Source organism: Xanthobacter aminoxidans, assembly GCF_023571765.1.
GTDB classification, from domain to species: domain Bacteria; phylum Pseudomonadota; class Alphaproteobacteria; order Rhizobiales; family Xanthobacteraceae; genus Xanthobacter; species Xanthobacter aminoxidans.
Window position 1 is genome coordinate 14,474 of record NZ_JAMJXC010000009.1, and the last position, 14,155, is coordinate 28,628.

General features: G+C 65.7%; 14 protein-coding genes and 1 pseudogene. 6 read left to right on the forward strand and 9 right to left on the reverse strand.

Annotated elements, in window-relative coordinates; translation table 11 throughout:
* Nucleotides 1-61: 61 nt before the first annotated feature.
* The gene (locus tag EJ105_RS14755; protein WP_250166935.1) at nucleotides 62-2,158 is read right to left on the reverse strand and encodes a ParB/RepB/Spo0J family partition protein; all 2,097 of its coding nucleotides are present in this window, start codon (nucleotides 2,156-2,158) and stop codon (nucleotides 62-64) included.
* Nucleotides 2,159-2,331: 173 nt separating this feature from the next.
* Nucleotides 2,332-3,528: a DUF932 domain-containing protein gene (locus EJ105_RS14760; protein WP_250166936.1), complete on the reverse strand. Its 1,197-nt coding sequence runs from the start codon at nucleotides 3,526-3,528 to the stop codon at nucleotides 2,332-2,334.
* Nucleotides 3,529-3,977: 449 nt separating this feature from the next.
* Between EJ105_RS14760 and EJ105_RS14765 the strand changes: the two genes are divergently transcribed.
* The 3 genes and pseudogenes from EJ105_RS14765 to EJ105_RS14775 form a co-directional block, all read left to right on the forward strand.
* The gene (locus tag EJ105_RS14765) at nucleotides 3,978-4,259 is read left to right on the forward strand and encodes a ribbon-helix-helix domain-containing protein (protein ID WP_250166937.1); all 282 of its coding nucleotides are present in this window, start codon (nucleotides 3,978-3,980) and stop codon (nucleotides 4,257-4,259) included.
* A complete protein-coding gene (locus EJ105_RS14770) occupies nucleotides 4,256-4,540 on the forward strand; it encodes a type II toxin-antitoxin system RelE/ParE family toxin (RefSeq protein WP_250166938.1) in 285 nt (94 codons plus the stop codon). The genes EJ105_RS14765 and EJ105_RS14770 overlap by 4 nt, the downstream gene beginning before the upstream one ends.
* Before the next feature lie 172 nt (nucleotides 4,541-4,712).
* A pseudogene (locus EJ105_RS14775) lies at nucleotides 4,713-5,297 on the forward strand (HAD-IC family P-type ATPase); the annotation flags it as partial.
* Nucleotides 5,298-5,682: 385 nt separating this feature from the next.
* On the opposite strand, the gene EJ105_RS14780 reads toward EJ105_RS14775, so the two are convergent.
* The 5 genes from EJ105_RS14780 to EJ105_RS14800 form a co-directional block, all read right to left on the reverse strand.
* On the reverse strand, nucleotides 5,683-5,967 hold the full coding sequence (locus EJ105_RS14780; RefSeq protein WP_250166939.1) for a copper-binding protein: 285 nt from the start codon (nucleotides 5,965-5,967) through the stop codon (nucleotides 5,683-5,685).
* A gap of 21 nt (nucleotides 5,968-5,988) precedes the next feature.
* Nucleotides 5,989-6,462: a cupredoxin domain-containing protein gene (locus EJ105_RS14785; RefSeq protein ID WP_250166940.1), complete on the reverse strand. Its 474-nt coding sequence runs from the start codon at nucleotides 6,460-6,462 to the stop codon at nucleotides 5,989-5,991.
* Between the two features lie 35 nt (nucleotides 6,463-6,497).
* Nucleotides 6,498-7,898 (reverse strand): multicopper oxidase family protein, encoded by a 1,401-nt coding sequence (locus EJ105_RS14790; protein WP_250166941.1) that lies wholly within the window; start codon nucleotides 7,896-7,898, stop codon nucleotides 6,498-6,500.
* A 13-nt stretch (nucleotides 7,899-7,911) separates the two neighbouring features.
* Complete coding sequence (locus EJ105_RS14795) at nucleotides 7,912-9,321, reverse strand: TolC family protein (RefSeq protein ID WP_250166942.1); 1,410 nt, start codon at nucleotides 9,319-9,321, stop codon at nucleotides 7,912-7,914.
* A 494-nt stretch (nucleotides 9,322-9,815) separates the two neighbouring features.
* Complete coding sequence (locus EJ105_RS14800) at nucleotides 9,816-10,355, reverse strand: hypothetical protein (protein WP_250166943.1); 540 nt, start codon at nucleotides 10,353-10,355, stop codon at nucleotides 9,816-9,818.
* Nucleotides 10,356-10,548: 193 nt separating this feature from the next.
* On the opposite strand from EJ105_RS14800, the gene EJ105_RS14805 reads away from it, so the two are divergent.
* The 3 genes from EJ105_RS14805 to EJ105_RS14815 are packed head-to-tail and all read left to right on the forward strand — an operon-like array spanning nucleotide 10,549 to nucleotide 11,381.
* Entirely contained in the window at nucleotides 10,549-10,812 is a 264-nt protein-coding gene (locus EJ105_RS14805) for a hypothetical protein (RefSeq protein ID WP_250166944.1), read from the forward strand.
* Nucleotides 10,813-10,869: 57 nt separating this feature from the next.
* Nucleotides 10,870-11,109: a hypothetical protein gene (locus tag EJ105_RS14810; protein ID WP_250166945.1), complete on the forward strand. Its 240-nt coding sequence runs from the start codon at nucleotides 10,870-10,872 to the stop codon at nucleotides 11,107-11,109.
* Nucleotides 11,097-11,381: an FUSC family protein gene (locus EJ105_RS14815; protein ID WP_250166946.1), complete on the forward strand. Its 285-nt coding sequence runs from the start codon at nucleotides 11,097-11,099 to the stop codon at nucleotides 11,379-11,381. Before EJ105_RS14810 ends, EJ105_RS14815 begins: the two co-directional genes overlap by 13 nt.
* Before the next feature lie 97 nt (nucleotides 11,382-11,478).
* On the opposite strand, the gene EJ105_RS14820 is transcribed toward EJ105_RS14815, so the two are convergent.
* Both EJ105_RS14820 and EJ105_RS14825 read right to left on the reverse strand, forming a co-directional pair.
* Nucleotides 11,479-12,192 (reverse strand): plasmid pRiA4b ORF-3 family protein, encoded by a 714-nt coding sequence (locus EJ105_RS14820; RefSeq protein WP_250166947.1) that lies wholly within the window; start codon nucleotides 12,190-12,192, stop codon nucleotides 11,479-11,481.
* An 87-nt stretch (nucleotides 12,193-12,279) separates the two neighbouring features.
* Nucleotides 12,280-13,659, reverse strand: a complete 1,380-nt coding sequence (locus EJ105_RS14825) for a tyrosine-type recombinase/integrase (protein WP_250166948.1) — start codon at nucleotides 13,657-13,659, stop codon at nucleotides 12,280-12,282.
* Between the last annotated feature and the right edge of the window lie 496 nt (nucleotides 13,660-14,155).

The following is a 14,155-nucleotide window of genomic DNA, read 5'->3' on the forward strand; positions in this document are numbered from 1 at the left end:
ATGGACCTCCATAAGAAAAGGCCCACCGTCGCCGGTGGGCCAGTCGCGCAGGTCGCAGGCGCTATTCCGCGGCAGAGGGGACGGGAGCGTCCGAGGCTTCGTCAGTGTCCTCGAAGCCGTCACCTTCGACCACGGCCGTTTCGCCGTCGTTTTCCGCCGTTTCCTCGACGACGGCGTCCGGCGCCGTCGCCTCCCCGGTCTCGGGGCTTTTCATGCCGGCCGTGCGCAGCGGCTCGGGTAGCCACCCGGTGTCCGCGAGCAGGGTCTCCGCCTCGGTGGCCATGTCGCCCTTCTTGAGGGGGGCGATCCGCTCGGCGGCGCGCTGGCCCTTCGCCTCCGTGACCGCCTGGAGGATGCGGGCCTTGGTCACGCGGCCGAGGAATGTGTCCATCGTCGGTCGCCAGCCGGCCGCTGCCATGTCGAGGTCGACAGCCTGGGCCAGCCGGTCGGCATGGGCGAGCGCCCGGGGCCGGCGATTCCAGGCCTCCTGCACGGCATTGACCGAAAGGCTGACGACATGGGCGAAGAGGGCGGACCGACTATCGGCGTCCCAGCCTTCCAGGGCGTCCCACAGCTCTGCGGACTCCTTCGGCAAGGCCTTGGCCCAGCTTTCATGCCGCATCCGGATCGCCTCGGCGGCGGCGCTGTCGTTCAGGCCCGGCGCCTGGGTGCCGAAGCTGACACTCTTGAGATCCAGCTCCAGGCAGCTGTCCGAGCCATAATGATAGAAGGCCTTGAGCGTCAAAGCGTGGAGCGCCGCGAGGAAGGCCACGTCCGGCTGCTCGCCGAGCGCCTGGCGCAGGCCGAGGGTGCGGTGGGCGGTGAGCTCCGTCATCAGCCGGTCCGAGATCGGCGACAGGCCGTCATCGTCCTCCGGTTCCGTCGCCTGGGCATCGGCGGACACGGTGTCGTCGGCGTCGTGGATCGCCGACACCGCGGCGACCTCGCCGATGTCCTCCGCGTCGGGGTCCGCCTCGACCGGCAGTTCGTCCTCCGGCCGGACGTAGCCGCGCTCGATCCGCAGGCGGCCCTCAGGACCGATGCTGACGAACGCACCGGCACGGGCGACCCCGGCAGGATCAAAGGCCAGCGGCCGCGCGTCCATCGCCTCCAGAGCCGCCTCAAGCTCGCCCAGGCGCGCGTCGACCTCGTCGGGCAGTTCGTCGGCGTCCTGATACGCCTCGGACAGGCGGTTGACCTCCGCCTGCACGGCATCGCGGGCGGCTTCCTCCTCCATCGACATGGGAACCGGATCGCCGCGCAGCTGGCGCAGGCCGAAGGTGTGGCCGTAGGCGAAGTCGGGGGCGACCTCGATCCACTTCCAGCCCTCGGCGGCGATGGCTTCCGCTTCCGCCTTCAGCTTGTCGGCCACCATCCGGTCCACGAGGGCCACATCCTGCAGCCAGCCGCCGTCGTCGCCCTGGAACAGGTCGCGCAGCACCGTGCCGCCGGCCTCCACATAGGTGTCGACGCCGATAAACCGCGCCCGCTTGTCGCAGGCGCGCACGGCGCCTTCGGTCAGCATGCGTCGGATGACATGGGGCTGCTTGTCGTAGGCCTGCTGCAGCCGATCGAACACCTGCTCCTGGCGCTCATGATCGCCCGACACGGTGAAGGCCATGAGCTGGTCCAGCGACATGCCGTCCTCGGCATAGGTGTCGAGCAGCCTCTGTGAGACCGAGGCGAGCTTCAGCCGCTGCTTCACCACCGCCACCGACACGAAGAAGGCGGCGGCGATCTCCTCCTCGGACTGGCCCTTCTCGCGCAGGGCCAGGAAGGCACGGAACTGGTCGAGCGGGTGTAGCGGCGCGCGCTGGACGTTCTCGGCGAGCGAATCCTCCTCGGCGATACCGCCCTCCCGGATGACGCAGGGCACCGGCGCGGTCCTGGCCAGGCGCTTGCGCTTCACCAGGAGCTCCAGCGCCCGGTAGCGCCGGCCGCCGGCCGGGATCTCGAACAGGCCGGTCTCGACGCCGTCGGCATCCATGACGGCCCGGACGCTGAGGCCCTGCAGGAGGCCGCGCCGGGCAATGTCCTCGGCCAGTTCCTCGATGGAGACGCCGGCCTTCACGTGCCGGACGTTGGCTTGGCTGAGCATAAGCTTGTTGAAGGGGATGTCGCGCGAGGGCGACAGGGTGATCTTGGCGACATTAGCCATCGAGATGGTCTCCGCGACGGACGGCCGAGAGCCTCTCTCTCAGCATCGCGTCCGTCACGAAGCGCAGCGCCGCCCTCTGCCTCTGAGGACGGCGCCGCAAACCCGGCAATCCGGAAAGCCGGGACTACACGGGACCGGAGACACGGCAATCCGCATCTCCGGCTTTCCGGGTTTCAGGCGGCCCGGTCGAGCAGCTTCTTCGCCCGCGCCTCCAGATCGAGCCGGGCGTCCTGGTGGGGCTTGTCCCGCGCGACGGCGGTGATGCCCTGCACGAAGTCGAAGACGCTCTCGGGTGGACGACCTTCCTCCATCAGCACCGTCTCGATGATCCTGGCCGTCTCGGCCTTGGAGAAGCCGCGCTTGCGCAGGAACGCGCTGCGATCCTCATCCGAGCGGGCCACGATCTTCTCCCGCGCCGCCTTGATGCCGTTGACGAAGGGGAGGGGGGAGGAATTGGCGAAGCGGGTCAGCGCCGGCGCCGCCTCATGGGCGAAGCGCGAGGCGGCGTATTTGGAGTGACGGATGGTGATCTCCTCGAAATCCTCGACGCCCCAGAGATTGCGGTTCTGGCACACGGCACGCAGATAGAAGCTCGCCATGCCCAGCGTCTTCGCCCCGACCTCGGAGTTCCAGCAATAGAAGCCGCGGAAATAGAGGTCGGGCGAGCCATCCTCCAACCGGCCGGCCTCGATGGGATTGAGGTCGTCGACAAGGAACAGGAACACATCCCGATCCGAGGCGTAGAGGGTCGTCGTATCCTTGGTGATGTCGACCCGGGGATTGTAGATGCCGGTGGACCAGTCGAGCACGCCCGGTACCTTCCAGCGGGTGTCACCCGTGCCGTTGCCGGCGATGCGCTGCACGGCGGCAACCAACTCATGGTCGAAGATCCGGCCATAGTCGGGACCGGTGACGGCGCGCAGCTCGACCCGGCCGTCCTCGATCTCCAGCGTCTTCACCTGCTCGGCGCGATGAGAGGTCAGGCCATATTGCAGATTAATGCCGGCCAACGGTGCCGGGAGCTGGCGCAAATAGGCCGCCGGAGCGCCGACCAGGCTCGCGAGCTGGCTGAAGCTCCAATGTGTCGGCGCGACTGGCGCGTCCGAGCCGGGAAGCATCAGCGCTAGGCGCTCGGCATCGTCGCGCTTCGCCTCCACCTGGATCGCCGCGCTCTCCACCGTCCGCGTCCGGCTGCGCTCGGTCCGGCCGCGGACGGCTGCGAACAGGTCCGACAGGGACAGGTACCGCTCGTCGTCGGGCCGGGAGAACCACTCCGAGGACACGCGGCCGATCCGCTCGCCGCGGCTCACATCCACCTTGTAGCCGCCAGCACCATCGCGCGCGGCGTCCAGAATCTCCACCTGGGTCATGGCTCGTCTCCACGACGGGCGCCGGGAACCTCTCTCCCAGCCCTCAACCCGTCACGGCCGAACCGGCCAACCTCTCACTCTCGACTCGTTGCAGGACAACCCCACAGACGGGTCGCCGGAGACCCGGAGCGTGGTAGTAGGGAAGCCCTTCCCTCAGAGCCATAAATCCGAGCGGACGCAAAAGAGGGGCGATGGCCATGCGGCTCGGCTCAGGACTGCGGGGATCTTTCCCCCTGGCGCGCTTACGGGCTGTGACCCGTTGCGGCCCTTTGGAACGCTTGCTTCGGGGGCACGAACTGAACCAGCGCGGCCTTAGCCGTTACGCACCGTCATGGCGGTGCGCAGCATCTTTGCTGGAGATGGTGCCGGGCTGCTCCCGACTTCCGAAAACTCTCCGCTTGCTCTTGGTAGTAAGCTTGCCTACCATTGGACAAAAGGAGAACGATGTCATGGCCAATGTTGAGAAGGTGAGTGTCGCCCTCACCCCTGAAATGGCGGCGATGATGCGTGAGGTGGTCGAGACCGGCGAGTATGCGTCGGCGAGCGAGGTCATGCGGGAGGCCCTGCGCGACTGGAAGCACCGGAGGACGCTGCGTGCCAGGGCCGTCGAAGAGCTGGGGCGGTTATGGGATGCCGGCATGAGCAGCGGCCCCGCTGTTGATGGTGAGGAAGCATTCGCCCGGATCAGGCAGAAGCTCGATGCCAAGATTGCTGGGCGTGGGGAAGAATGAGCTACCAGCTTCGACCACAGGCCGAGGCGGACATCGAAGCCATCGCCCTTTACATTGCCGAGGACAATCCTTCAGCGGCCAGACACTGGTACGAAGATATTTACCGCCGTTGCCAGCGGATCGGGGAGATGCCAGGCATCGGCGTTGCGAGGCCGGAGGTACGGCCTGAGCTGAGAAGCCTCCCAGCCGGCAACTACCTGATTTTGTACCGCCAGATCGACGAGGGGGCGGAGATCGTCCGTGTCGTGCACGGCGCACGACAATGGGAAGATCTGCTCTAGATCTCCCCCGCGGATGGCTGTCAAGCTGGGCTGGAGATGACCCATCGCTTCCGTTCGGAAGGTCCGCAGGTGGGCGACGAACTCGCGGTCGCGGGGACTACGGCTGTCCAGACACACTGTTCTCTGCCTCTGCCGCTTCGCAAACAAGACGGCCCTCACCGGAGGGATACGGCGCCTCGGCGGCCTAGTCGCCATCGCCGACCCCATCAAGGCGACCACCCCCGCCGCCGTCGCGGCTCTGCGCGGCGCGGGCATCCGCGTCGTCATGCTGACGGGCGACAACAGGACCACCGCGCAGGCGATCGCCCGCAGGCTCGGCATCGAGGAAGTCGAGGCCGAGATCCTGCCGGAGGACAAGGCGAAAGTGGTCGCGAGGTTGCGGAAGGAGGGCCGGATCGTTGCCATGGCGGGCGATGGCGTGAATGATGCCCCGGCGCTCGCCGCTGCAGACGTGGGCATCGCCATGGGTACGCGTACCGATGTCGCCATCGAGAGCGCGGGCGTGACGCTCCTGAAGGGGGACCTCCAGGGGATCGTGCGTGCGCGTCAGCTCAGCCGCGCCACCATGGGCAACATCCGCCAGAACCTGTTCTTCGCCTTCATCTACAACACGGCCGGGGTGCCGATCGCAGCCGGGGTGCTCTATCCCGCCTTCGGCCTGCTGCTCTCGCCCATCATCGCGGCCCTCGCCATGGCGCTTTCCTCGGTCAGTGTCATCGCCAACGCCCTCAGGCTGCGGCGGACGTCGCTGGGATGAGGGCCGCGGACGTTCTTAGGAGCGAACTTAAGGTCGGTTGCCTGATTTCGACTTGGCGGGTGTTTGAGGCATCGGAGTCGTCCCACGCGGGCCGACGTACCCACGACACTGAAGGAACGGCACGTTCTCGTGCTGGACGTCGCGGAATTCGTGACGCTCTTTCTCCCTCTGCGAGAGCCGCGATGAATAAGGATCTGACAAGGCCGGTGTAACCGAAAGAGCGGTCAGCATTCCCGCCAGGAAAAGATGCTTGATTGCCATTGTTAGTCTTCCTTCGCCGTTGCGATCCCCTCGGATAAGCGGCATGGAATGATCCGATGCCTCCGATCCGCCGGATCGATTGCCGTTACTCGCGGGGCGAAAGACCGCCCCGCGAGTGTTCGAATCACTTCACCTTCTGGATTTTGGTGACGGTGAGCCGTCCGTTGACGCGGTCGGCCTCGAACGTGACCTTGTTGCCCACCTTTACGGCCTTGAGCATCGTCGGGTCGCCCGCGGCGAAGACCATGGTCATGGCGTCCATGTCGAGGTTCGGGATGGCGGCGTGCTTCAGGGTGATCTTGCCCTGGGCCTGGTCGATCTTGGTGACCTCGCCGCTCACGGGAACGGTCTGGGCGAGCGCTGCGGTAGCCGAGAGAAGCAGCGCGGCGGAAAGCAGAAGCTTGCGCATGGTCGGTCTCCTATTGTCGGATCACTTGACGACGATGGTGCCGAACATCCCGGCCTCTCGGTGGCCCGGGATGAGGCAGGAGAAGTCGAAGGTTCCTGCCTTCGTGAATTTCCAGACGATCTCGCCCGTCTTCTTCGGCATCAGGCGCCTGGCGTTGGGATCGTCATGCTCCATGTCCGGGTTCTTGCGCATCTCCTCGGCGTGCTTGAGGTTGTTCTGGAGCGTCGCGAGGACGATCTCATGGTCGAGATCGCCGTTGTTGCGGAGCACGAACCGGACCTGCTCTCCGGTCTTGATCTCGATCTTGTTCGGGATGAACTGCATCTTCCCGTCCGCCTCGCTCATGACGACCTGAATCACGCGGGACGGCTGCTTCGGGTTTCCCGGCTCGCCATAGGCGCGTTCGTCGCCATGGGCATGCCCCGCGTCGGCGAACGCGGGAGCGGCGGACGCGATCGCCGAAAGCAATGCGGCGGCGATGAGATACGTCTTCATGGTTGGTCCTCTCTTTGGATTTGGGATGGGGAAACTCAGTGCTCGTGGCCGCCCGGCCGCGCGGCGCCGGGCTTGACCACGTCGACCTCGATGGTCCGTGCGGGATCGAACGCGGGCGCAGGCGCGCGCTCGGCGGCCTTGCTCTCGCCGGTCCACTCGTAGGCGACGGTGCCCGGAGGGTTCCTGAACCAGCCTGGGTCCTTGTAGTCGTCGTGGGCGAGGCCCTCGCGCACCTTCACCACCGAGAACATGCCGCCCATCTCCACCGGGCCGAACTGGGCGAAGCCGGTCATCATGGGCAGGGTGTTGTCGGGCAGCGGCATCTCCATCTCGCCCATGTCCGCCATGCCCTTGGCGCCCATGGGCATGTAGTCGGGCACGAGCCTTCGGATCTTGCCTGCCGCCTGCTTCAGGTTGGCCCCGATGTAGGTGCGCACGTCGTGGCCCATGGCGTTCATGGTGTGGTGGGACTTGTGGCAGTGGATCGCCCAGTCCCCCTCGTGATCGGCCACGAAGTCGAAGGCGCGCATCTGGCCCACCGCGCAGTCGATGGTCACCTCCGGCCAGGCGGCCGCCTCCGGCACCCATCCGCCATCCGTGCATGAGACTTTGAAGTCATAGCCATGCATGTGGATGGGATGGTTCGTCATGGTGAGATTGCCGAACCGGATGCGGACCTTGTCGCCCTTCCCCACCACAAAGGGGTCGATGCCGGGGAAGGCGCGGCTGTTCCAGGTCCACAGGTTGAAGTCGAGCATGGTGTTGACCTTGGGCACGTAGGCCCCGGGCTCGATGTCGTAGGCGTTGAGGAGGAAGACGAAGTCGCGGTCCACGCGGCGGAAGGACGGGTCCTTCGGGTGCACCACGAAGAAGCCCATCATGCCCATGGCCATCTGAACCATCTCGTCCGCATGGGGGTGGTACATGAAGGTCCCGCTCCTGAGGAGCTGGAACTCGTAGACGAAGGTCTTGCCCGGCTTGATATGCGGCTGGGTGAGGCCGCCAACGCCGTCCATGCCGTTGGGCAGGATCTGTCCATGCCAGTGGACGGTGGTGTGCTCGGGCAGCCTGTTGGTGACGAAGATGCGCACCTTGTCGCCTTCCACCGCCTCGATGGTGGGACCCGGCGACTGGCCGTTATAGCCCCACAGATGGGCCACCATCCCCGGCGCGATCTCCCGCACCACGGGCTCGGCGACGAGATGGAACTCCTTCCAGTCACCGTTCATGCGCCAGGGCGCGGTCCAGCCGTTGAGGGTGACCACGGGCTGGTAGTCCGGGCCCGTGGTCGGGAACAAAGGCGGCTGCATGGCCGCCTCCTTCATGGTGGCGGCTTCGGGAATGGAGGCCGCCTGGACGCGGCCGGAGACCGCGCCAGCGCTGACCAGCGCCAGGGCGCCGGAGGTGCCAAGAAATCCTCGTCTTGAAACGGGCATGGTTTCTCTCCGATCAGTCGCTGGCACCGGCGGACGCGGACGCGAAAACGGTTTCCCCGCCTCCCGCGCCGCCGCCGATGATGGCCGTCTGGAAATCGACCTCCGCCAGGAAGAAGTCGCGCTGCGCGCCGATGGCGGAGACGTTGCTGTCGATGCTCTCCCGCTCCGTCGTGAGGAGCTCGAAGACGTCGATGAGCATGCCGTTGTATTCCAGCAGCGCCTGCTCATTCACGGTCTTGCGCAGGGGGAGGATCCTAGCCTGGTACAGGCGGGCGATGTCGTAGCTCGCCCGATAGGTCACGTAGGCGGCACGTGCCTCGGAGCGGACGTTCACCGCCTTCTCCATGAGGCGGTTCACCGCCTGCATGTAGGTCTCCTGCGCCCGGCGGACATTGGTCTCGCCGAGGTCGAAGATCGGCACTTGGACCTCCAGCTCGAAGCCCTGAGGACGCAGGGTCTCCCCGTTCGCGCGCTGGTAATTGCCCCGATATCCCCCCTCGAGCAGGGAGATGAAGCGCGTCGCCTGTGTGAGGCCGAGGGACTTCGCCATGGCATCGAGTTCCAGCCGCGCCGCGATGAGGTCGGTACGCTTGAGGACCGCCTCGACCTCCACCTGGGGTTCGGTCCGGATGCGCCCCGGCAGGTGCGGGAGCTGGGACGGCAGCTTGTAGCCGACGTCGTTGCCCCACAGGCCGAGCTGCCGGGTCAGGGCCTCCCGGTCCGTCGCGGACTTGAGGCGTGCCCTAGCGAGCTCGTTCGATATCTCGGCATAGAAGGCGCTGGCTCTCGCCTGGTCGAGCTTCGTCGCCGCCCCCGTCTCGCCGAGCTTGACGGTGAGATCGGCGGCCGCGTCGGTCGTCAGGCGAGCCTTCTCGAGTAAGGCCTCCGTCTGGCGCGACGCCACGGCCCGGTAGTAGGCGCGACGTGCCTCGGCGGCGGTTCTGAAGGTCGCCTCGACCGCCCGCTGGCGGGCAGCCTCGAACTGGGCGGCGGCGATCTCGCTGCGGGCGGGCAGCGTCAGGAGCGCGAGCACGTTCGCCACCAGCCGCCGCTCCACGTCGAGTTCCCCGCCGCCGTTCAACCGCTCCACCCCGAAAGTGGGATTGGGCGGAAGGCTTGCCGCCACGTAGGCGGCCTCGGAGATGCCCAGGGCATTGTACTGCGCCTGGAGTCCCCGGTTGTTGAGGAGAGCGACCTGGAGCGCCGCACGGGCATCCAAGGGCCGGGACAGGAGCGCGGACACGCGTGCCCGCGCCGACGCGGCCTCTTCCTCGGACGTGATCTTCACCACCTGCCCGCCGATGTCGCCCGAGACCTGGCTGGCGACAGGCGCCATGCCGCCGTCGGCGGTGAAGGTGACGCAGCCAGCGAGCAGCAGCGCCACCGGGATGGCGAGGACCATCCCAGAAGGAAGGAGAGCCATCATCTCCCTCCCTGACCGGGCGCCAGGCCCTGGTTCTGTTCGATCCAGGAGCGGGGCGGCGCCGGGCGATAGTCGACGTCGCCCGCCAGGACCGGAGCGTACCGGACTGCGGGCACGGCAACCGAGGGATCCGCGGGGTCCAGGCCGCTCGCGATGGGTGGCGGACCGGAACAAGCGGAGACGAGGACGGCGAGTGCCGTCGGAAGCAACGACTTCATGAATGACCTCGGGATGCGGCCCCATTGGGGGCGCCGCTCTACAGCCGGGAAGGGATGGGCTATGGGCGCAGGCGCGCGGTGCGCGGCTGCGGCCTACCGTCGGCTGGGTCGGGGATCGGTCGAGGGGATGAGGATTGCCGACCACCGAATCCGGATGCTGGGGCAACCGGGCTCGGACGGCCCTGGTCCATGGACGTCAAAACCCGCTCGGCAGGGATGAACGAAGATCATCCGCGGCGAGCGCGTCCGATAGTCCTCGACGAATCGCGAGACGGATCAGCCGATCTGGGGGCTGGAGAGCTTCGGCGGCCGGTCGAGCCGCATCATCGAGGCCTGGAAGCCGTCGATATCGGGCGGCAGGGCCTGTGTGCCGAGGGTCAGAAGGGTTACCGACGGCGCGTGGAACGTGGTCGGGATGGCCATATGGCACGCCGCTGCGCAGCACGAGTTCGCGTCGCCGGCATGGGCGTGGCCCTCGCCGCAAGCCGCTTTGCTCGTGCAAGGATCGGCAGCATCCGAGGCATGATGATGGCCATCGGAGGTGTGCTGCGCCTCATGTCGATGCCCGCCTTGCGCCTCGGCCATCGCCCGGTGATGGGCGGTGTCCCCACTTCCGAGGACGGTGCTTGCGTTCGCATAGCCCCAGCCGATCCCGGACGCCGCGAACGTGATCGCGGCGACGAGCAGCAGGAGGTTGCGAAGGGCACGAAGCATGGGGCGCAGGATAGGGGCTTCCTCCCGCATGGCAAGGGGTGAGTCCATCGTCGGTATCACGGTCATGGGAACATAGCATTCACACGCGGCGTAGGCGGTCATCACATTGAAAGTGCTAGCTATTTTACAGGTCTGTACCGTTGGTATTTAAGTAAAATAATTGAAGTCGGCTTGCCGCTGTGCCATGAACTCTGTATCAAGACACCTCTAACGGAGTTAGGTTTGCCTGGTAGGGAAATGCTGCAGGCAGCGGTGGTCGCTGGCGTGAGCCTGCGAGATGTGAACCGGATCGTGGATGACCTTCGCGGTGCTCGCCATGTCAGCCGCGGCTTGGCTCGGCGCGCCTTATCCCGTCCAGCACGGCCTGCTGGCCCTCGCCTGCGGATTTTTCTTCTTTGTCGCCATCACCGGGCCGTATGGCCCGCCCGGCGCGCTGATTTTCGCGTTCGCCGCCAGCGCTGCCATGGGGCATGTGGCGTCCTGGCAAGACGTGCTCAAGCGCATGGTCGCCACCGGCCTGGCGGCGGGGTTGTCATGGATGATCTGCACCGGCACGTAAGCGCTCCGTCAGCAAGCGACGCCCGAGGCGCCGTTTCCCGCGGAGCCGGTCCGGCCTTTGGACCACCGCCTCATCGCGGCCGCGCGGATCACCCTCGGCTCGGCGATCGCGACCTTCGCCGTCTATGCCGCCGGCGCCTCGCATCCGGCCTGGGCCGCCATGGGTGCCCAGGCGGTGATGCAGGGCACGCATCTGCACATCAACATGAGCCGCGCCTTGCAGCGCATGGCGGCACCGTGGTCGGCGCCGGCCTGGTCTGGCTCATCCTGGCCCAGGAGCCGTCGGTGTGGAGCGTGATCGCGGTGCTGGTCTTCCTGCAATTCGCCATCGAGATGATCATCGGCGCCAACTATGCCCTCGGCCAGATCCTGGTCACGCCCATGGCGCTGCTGATGAGCTACCTCGCAGCCCCCGGCGCGGCGGGCACCGCCATGGCACCGGAACGGGTGTTCGACACGCTGGTGGGCGCCGGCATCGGCATCGTCCTGGCGGTGGTGAGCTCGACGCTCGACGACAGGATCTATCTTGCCCGCGATCACGCGGCCAGCAAGGGACGCGACGGTTTTTGACCGCTGCGCTGCACGAAGCTGAGCGTCTGCCATGGGGCTTTAAGCGAACGTCTTTTTTTGGCGTAAGCTGCGCGTTAAGGCAAGGATGGGTTAGAGGCTATTGGCTTGGTCTGGGTTTGATGAATTTGGCGTTGGCGTGACCGGCTTTGCCGTATGTACGCCGCTTGGTGAGCTTGGCCATGCGGGCTTGGATTTCGTCGCGGCTGATGTCGGCGGGATCGAAGGGGCGGCCGTACCACTGCAGCATGGATTTGCGGGAAGGGTGCCGGGGTTTGGCCATGGCATCGAGAAACTCCTCGAAGCCGGGGAGGCCGCCGATGTCCTCTGGCGGCGCGCGGCGCTCACCATCGACGAACCGGGGGTAGTCGGTGGCGGGATCGGCGGTGAAAACACCTTCGATCTCGATGCGGTGCCGCCAGTCGTCGCCAAAGTCATAGGTGTAGGTGAAAGTGGTGACGCCACGTTGGGCAAGCTTGGCAAGGCGGATATTCGCGGCGTCGCGCGTGGGTGGGTCCATATCGTCGTCATCGAGCGGGAGGCCGTAACTGGCCTCGCCGACATCGAATCGGAACAGGTGGTCGTTCTCGAACAGCATGACGACTTGGATGGCGAGGTGCAGCGTCTTGAGGCTGTTGGAAAGCGGCAGTTCGATCCGGCGCCAGATGGCGGGCTTCACATCCTCGATCGTGATGCGCATCCGGACGATCTGGTCGGTCATGCCGCCATGCTGACGGGCGCCCGATCCGTTGTCCAGTTCTAGGGCGTAGGGAAGTTCTCCGGCCTCACGCGGCAAAATGCTCGCATTCAGCATGTTCCGCATCCTCATCGCCGGCTGCCACATGCCGTTGTGCGGGTGTAGCCCTTCGGGCCGTCATCCAAATTTGCGGCATTCCGTTGCCTAGGCGGCAGTGAATGAACCCTCCCGGACGGCTTCCTGTTTGGCGGCCTCAATGACCCGTTGTGTCGCGCGTGGGCCAAGCCAGGAACGAACGGCAGTGTCCTTCCGAGTCAGGTCGCCCAGTGCGCCGAACATCGTGTTGCTGATCGCCTGCTGCTGGGTGCGAAGGTGATCCACCAGCAGCTTGTGCCGGGAAATATAGCCCGCATTGACGCCCGGAATGGCGTGGTTCATCAGCAGACGCGCGTCAAACTCCGAAACACCAGCAGGGGTTGCGAGGGTTCGGAACGTCTGGCGCAGATCATTGCCCCACTTCGCCAGGACGTCCCGATCCTCCTTCTGCTCGGCCAGATGTCCGCTGTCGCTGTCCGCTGGGAACAGCCAGTCGTTGGCGTCGGCCGGATAGAAATGCCGGGCGAATCGGATCACCCGCATGAGGCACAGGATCATCTGCCGCGATAGTGGAATGTCGAACGCGCGGTCGGCGCCACCTTTGGGGCGGGGAATGTGCAGGACCCGGCGGCGCAGGTTGAGGTGGTTCGGCTTCGCCTCCATCACCGCCGTAGGCCGGCATCCTGAGAGCAGGGAGAACAGGTGGAACTCGCGCCGAATAGGGTTGGGCAGGGCCGCCGCTTGCTGGAACCAGTGCGGCAGGTCATCCAGTCCCATGGCGGTGTTCCGGCGTTCCTCCGAATTCCAGTCAACGACGCTTGCCGGATTGTCCGGTGGGAGGGAGCGATGCGCCTTGCGCGCGTGATTGTAGATGGCGCGAAGCGTCCGCATGCTGCCATTAGCAATGTAGGGACCGTGCTCCGCTGTGATCTCGTCGTGCCGAGCAATGACCTTTCCGGGATCGTTGGCGAGTTCCTGCAAGGGGAGGTCGAGCCAATCCTTGAAGAGGCGCTCGACGTGATCGCGGTAGCCTTCAATCGTTCCTTCGCTTCGCCCCTTCCGGATCAGGTGCGCGTCCCGATAGCGTTCCCATGCTTGTCGCAGGGTGACGCCTTTGGGAGTCATGTTCTGATCTGGCCCCTGAGCTGCCTCCCCAGGGCTCTGTATAATCTCTTCTCCGGACGCTTGGGTGTCAGCCGCTTTCGGATTGGGATGCTCGCCGTTGGAGATCTGCGCGAGGTATGTTTTTGCGGTTGCGCGGGCCTCACGAGTGGACATGGTGGTCGCGTCGCCAATGCGCACTGAGACCGAAGCGACGCGCTTGCCATCCTTCCGGAGGTCTCCTTGAACGGCGAAGACCTTGGTTCGCCTGCCGACCACGACGTGGAAGCCCTTGAGCTGGGTGTCGCGGGCGCGGTACTGCCCCGAACCGGGTGGTTTCAGGTCGCCGACCGACCTGTCGTTGAGGAGGATACGGATGTCGGCCATGGCGCAAATCCTGCCATTCCAGCGTATATCGGCCCAAAATTCAGCCGGTTTTTCAGCCGGTTTTAGACTCGCACAGGGTCAGGTGGTATGTCCACGCCAGAATGCGATATTTCTAACAGTGGCATGATAAACAACATGAATTTTTGACTTGGGCGAAAGCCGGATAGAGGCGGCGAGCGATAATAGTAAACTACGAATCTGGGGGTCGGGAGTTCGAATCTTCCCCGGCGCGCCACCTAAATCCAAGAAAACACGCGATAATCGGCTGTCCGTCCAGTCGCGGAAAGCATCTTCGTGATGTCGGGTCATCACCAGAACCAGCGTGCGCGCGGGCGGGCTGTCGGCTTCTCCCGGACTGCGGTCGTGAGGGAGGAGTGTGGCTCTTCAGGCGACCTCCCACACCCGGTTGAGGATCTTTGCTGCGCGCGCGGCTCTGTCCAGCCGTAGAACGCCGCCGTCGTGGTTCGCGACCATCTCGGGCGTGTCCTGAATGGCA

Coding starts and splice junctions, on each gene's coding strand:
- EJ105_RS14790 (WP_250166941.1), bottom strand. CDS start 7,898: ATGCCCGTTTCAAGACGAGGATTTCTTGGCACCTCCGGCGCCCTGGCG.
- EJ105_RS14760 (WP_250166936.1), bottom strand. CDS start 3,528: ATGACCCAGGTGGAGATTCTGGACGCCGCGCGCGATGGTGCTGGCGGC.
- EJ105_RS14755 (WP_250166935.1), bottom strand. CDS start 2,158: ATGGCTAATGTCGCCAAGATCACCCTGTCGCCCTCGCGCGACATCCCC.
- EJ105_RS14825 (WP_250166948.1), bottom strand. CDS start 13,659: ATGGCCGACATCCGTATCCTCCTCAACGACAGGTCGGTCGGCGACCTG.
- EJ105_RS14795 (WP_250166942.1), bottom strand. CDS start 9,321: ATGGCTCTCCTTCCTTCTGGGATGGTCCTCGCCATCCCGGTGGCGCTG.
- EJ105_RS14765 (WP_250166937.1), top strand. CDS start 3,978: ATGGCCAATGTTGAGAAGGTGAGTGTCGCCCTCACCCCTGAAATGGCG.
- EJ105_RS14800 (WP_250166943.1), bottom strand. CDS start 10,355: ATGACCGCCTACGCCGCGTGTGAATGCTATGTTCCCATGACCGTGATA.
- EJ105_RS14805 (WP_250166944.1), top strand. CDS start 10,549: ATGACCTTCGCGGTGCTCGCCATGTCAGCCGCGGCTTGGCTCGGCGCG.
- EJ105_RS14785 (WP_250166940.1), bottom strand. CDS start 6,462: ATGAAGACGTATCTCATCGCCGCCGCATTGCTTTCGGCGATCGCGTCC.
- EJ105_RS14770 (WP_250166938.1), top strand. CDS start 4,256: ATGAGCTACCAGCTTCGACCACAGGCCGAGGCGGACATCGAAGCCATC.
- EJ105_RS14780 (WP_250166939.1), bottom strand. CDS start 5,967: ATGCGCAAGCTTCTGCTTTCCGCCGCGCTGCTTCTCTCGGCTACCGCA.
- EJ105_RS14820 (WP_250166947.1), bottom strand. CDS start 12,192: ATGCTGAATGCGAGCATTTTGCCGCGTGAGGCCGGAGAACTTCCCTAC.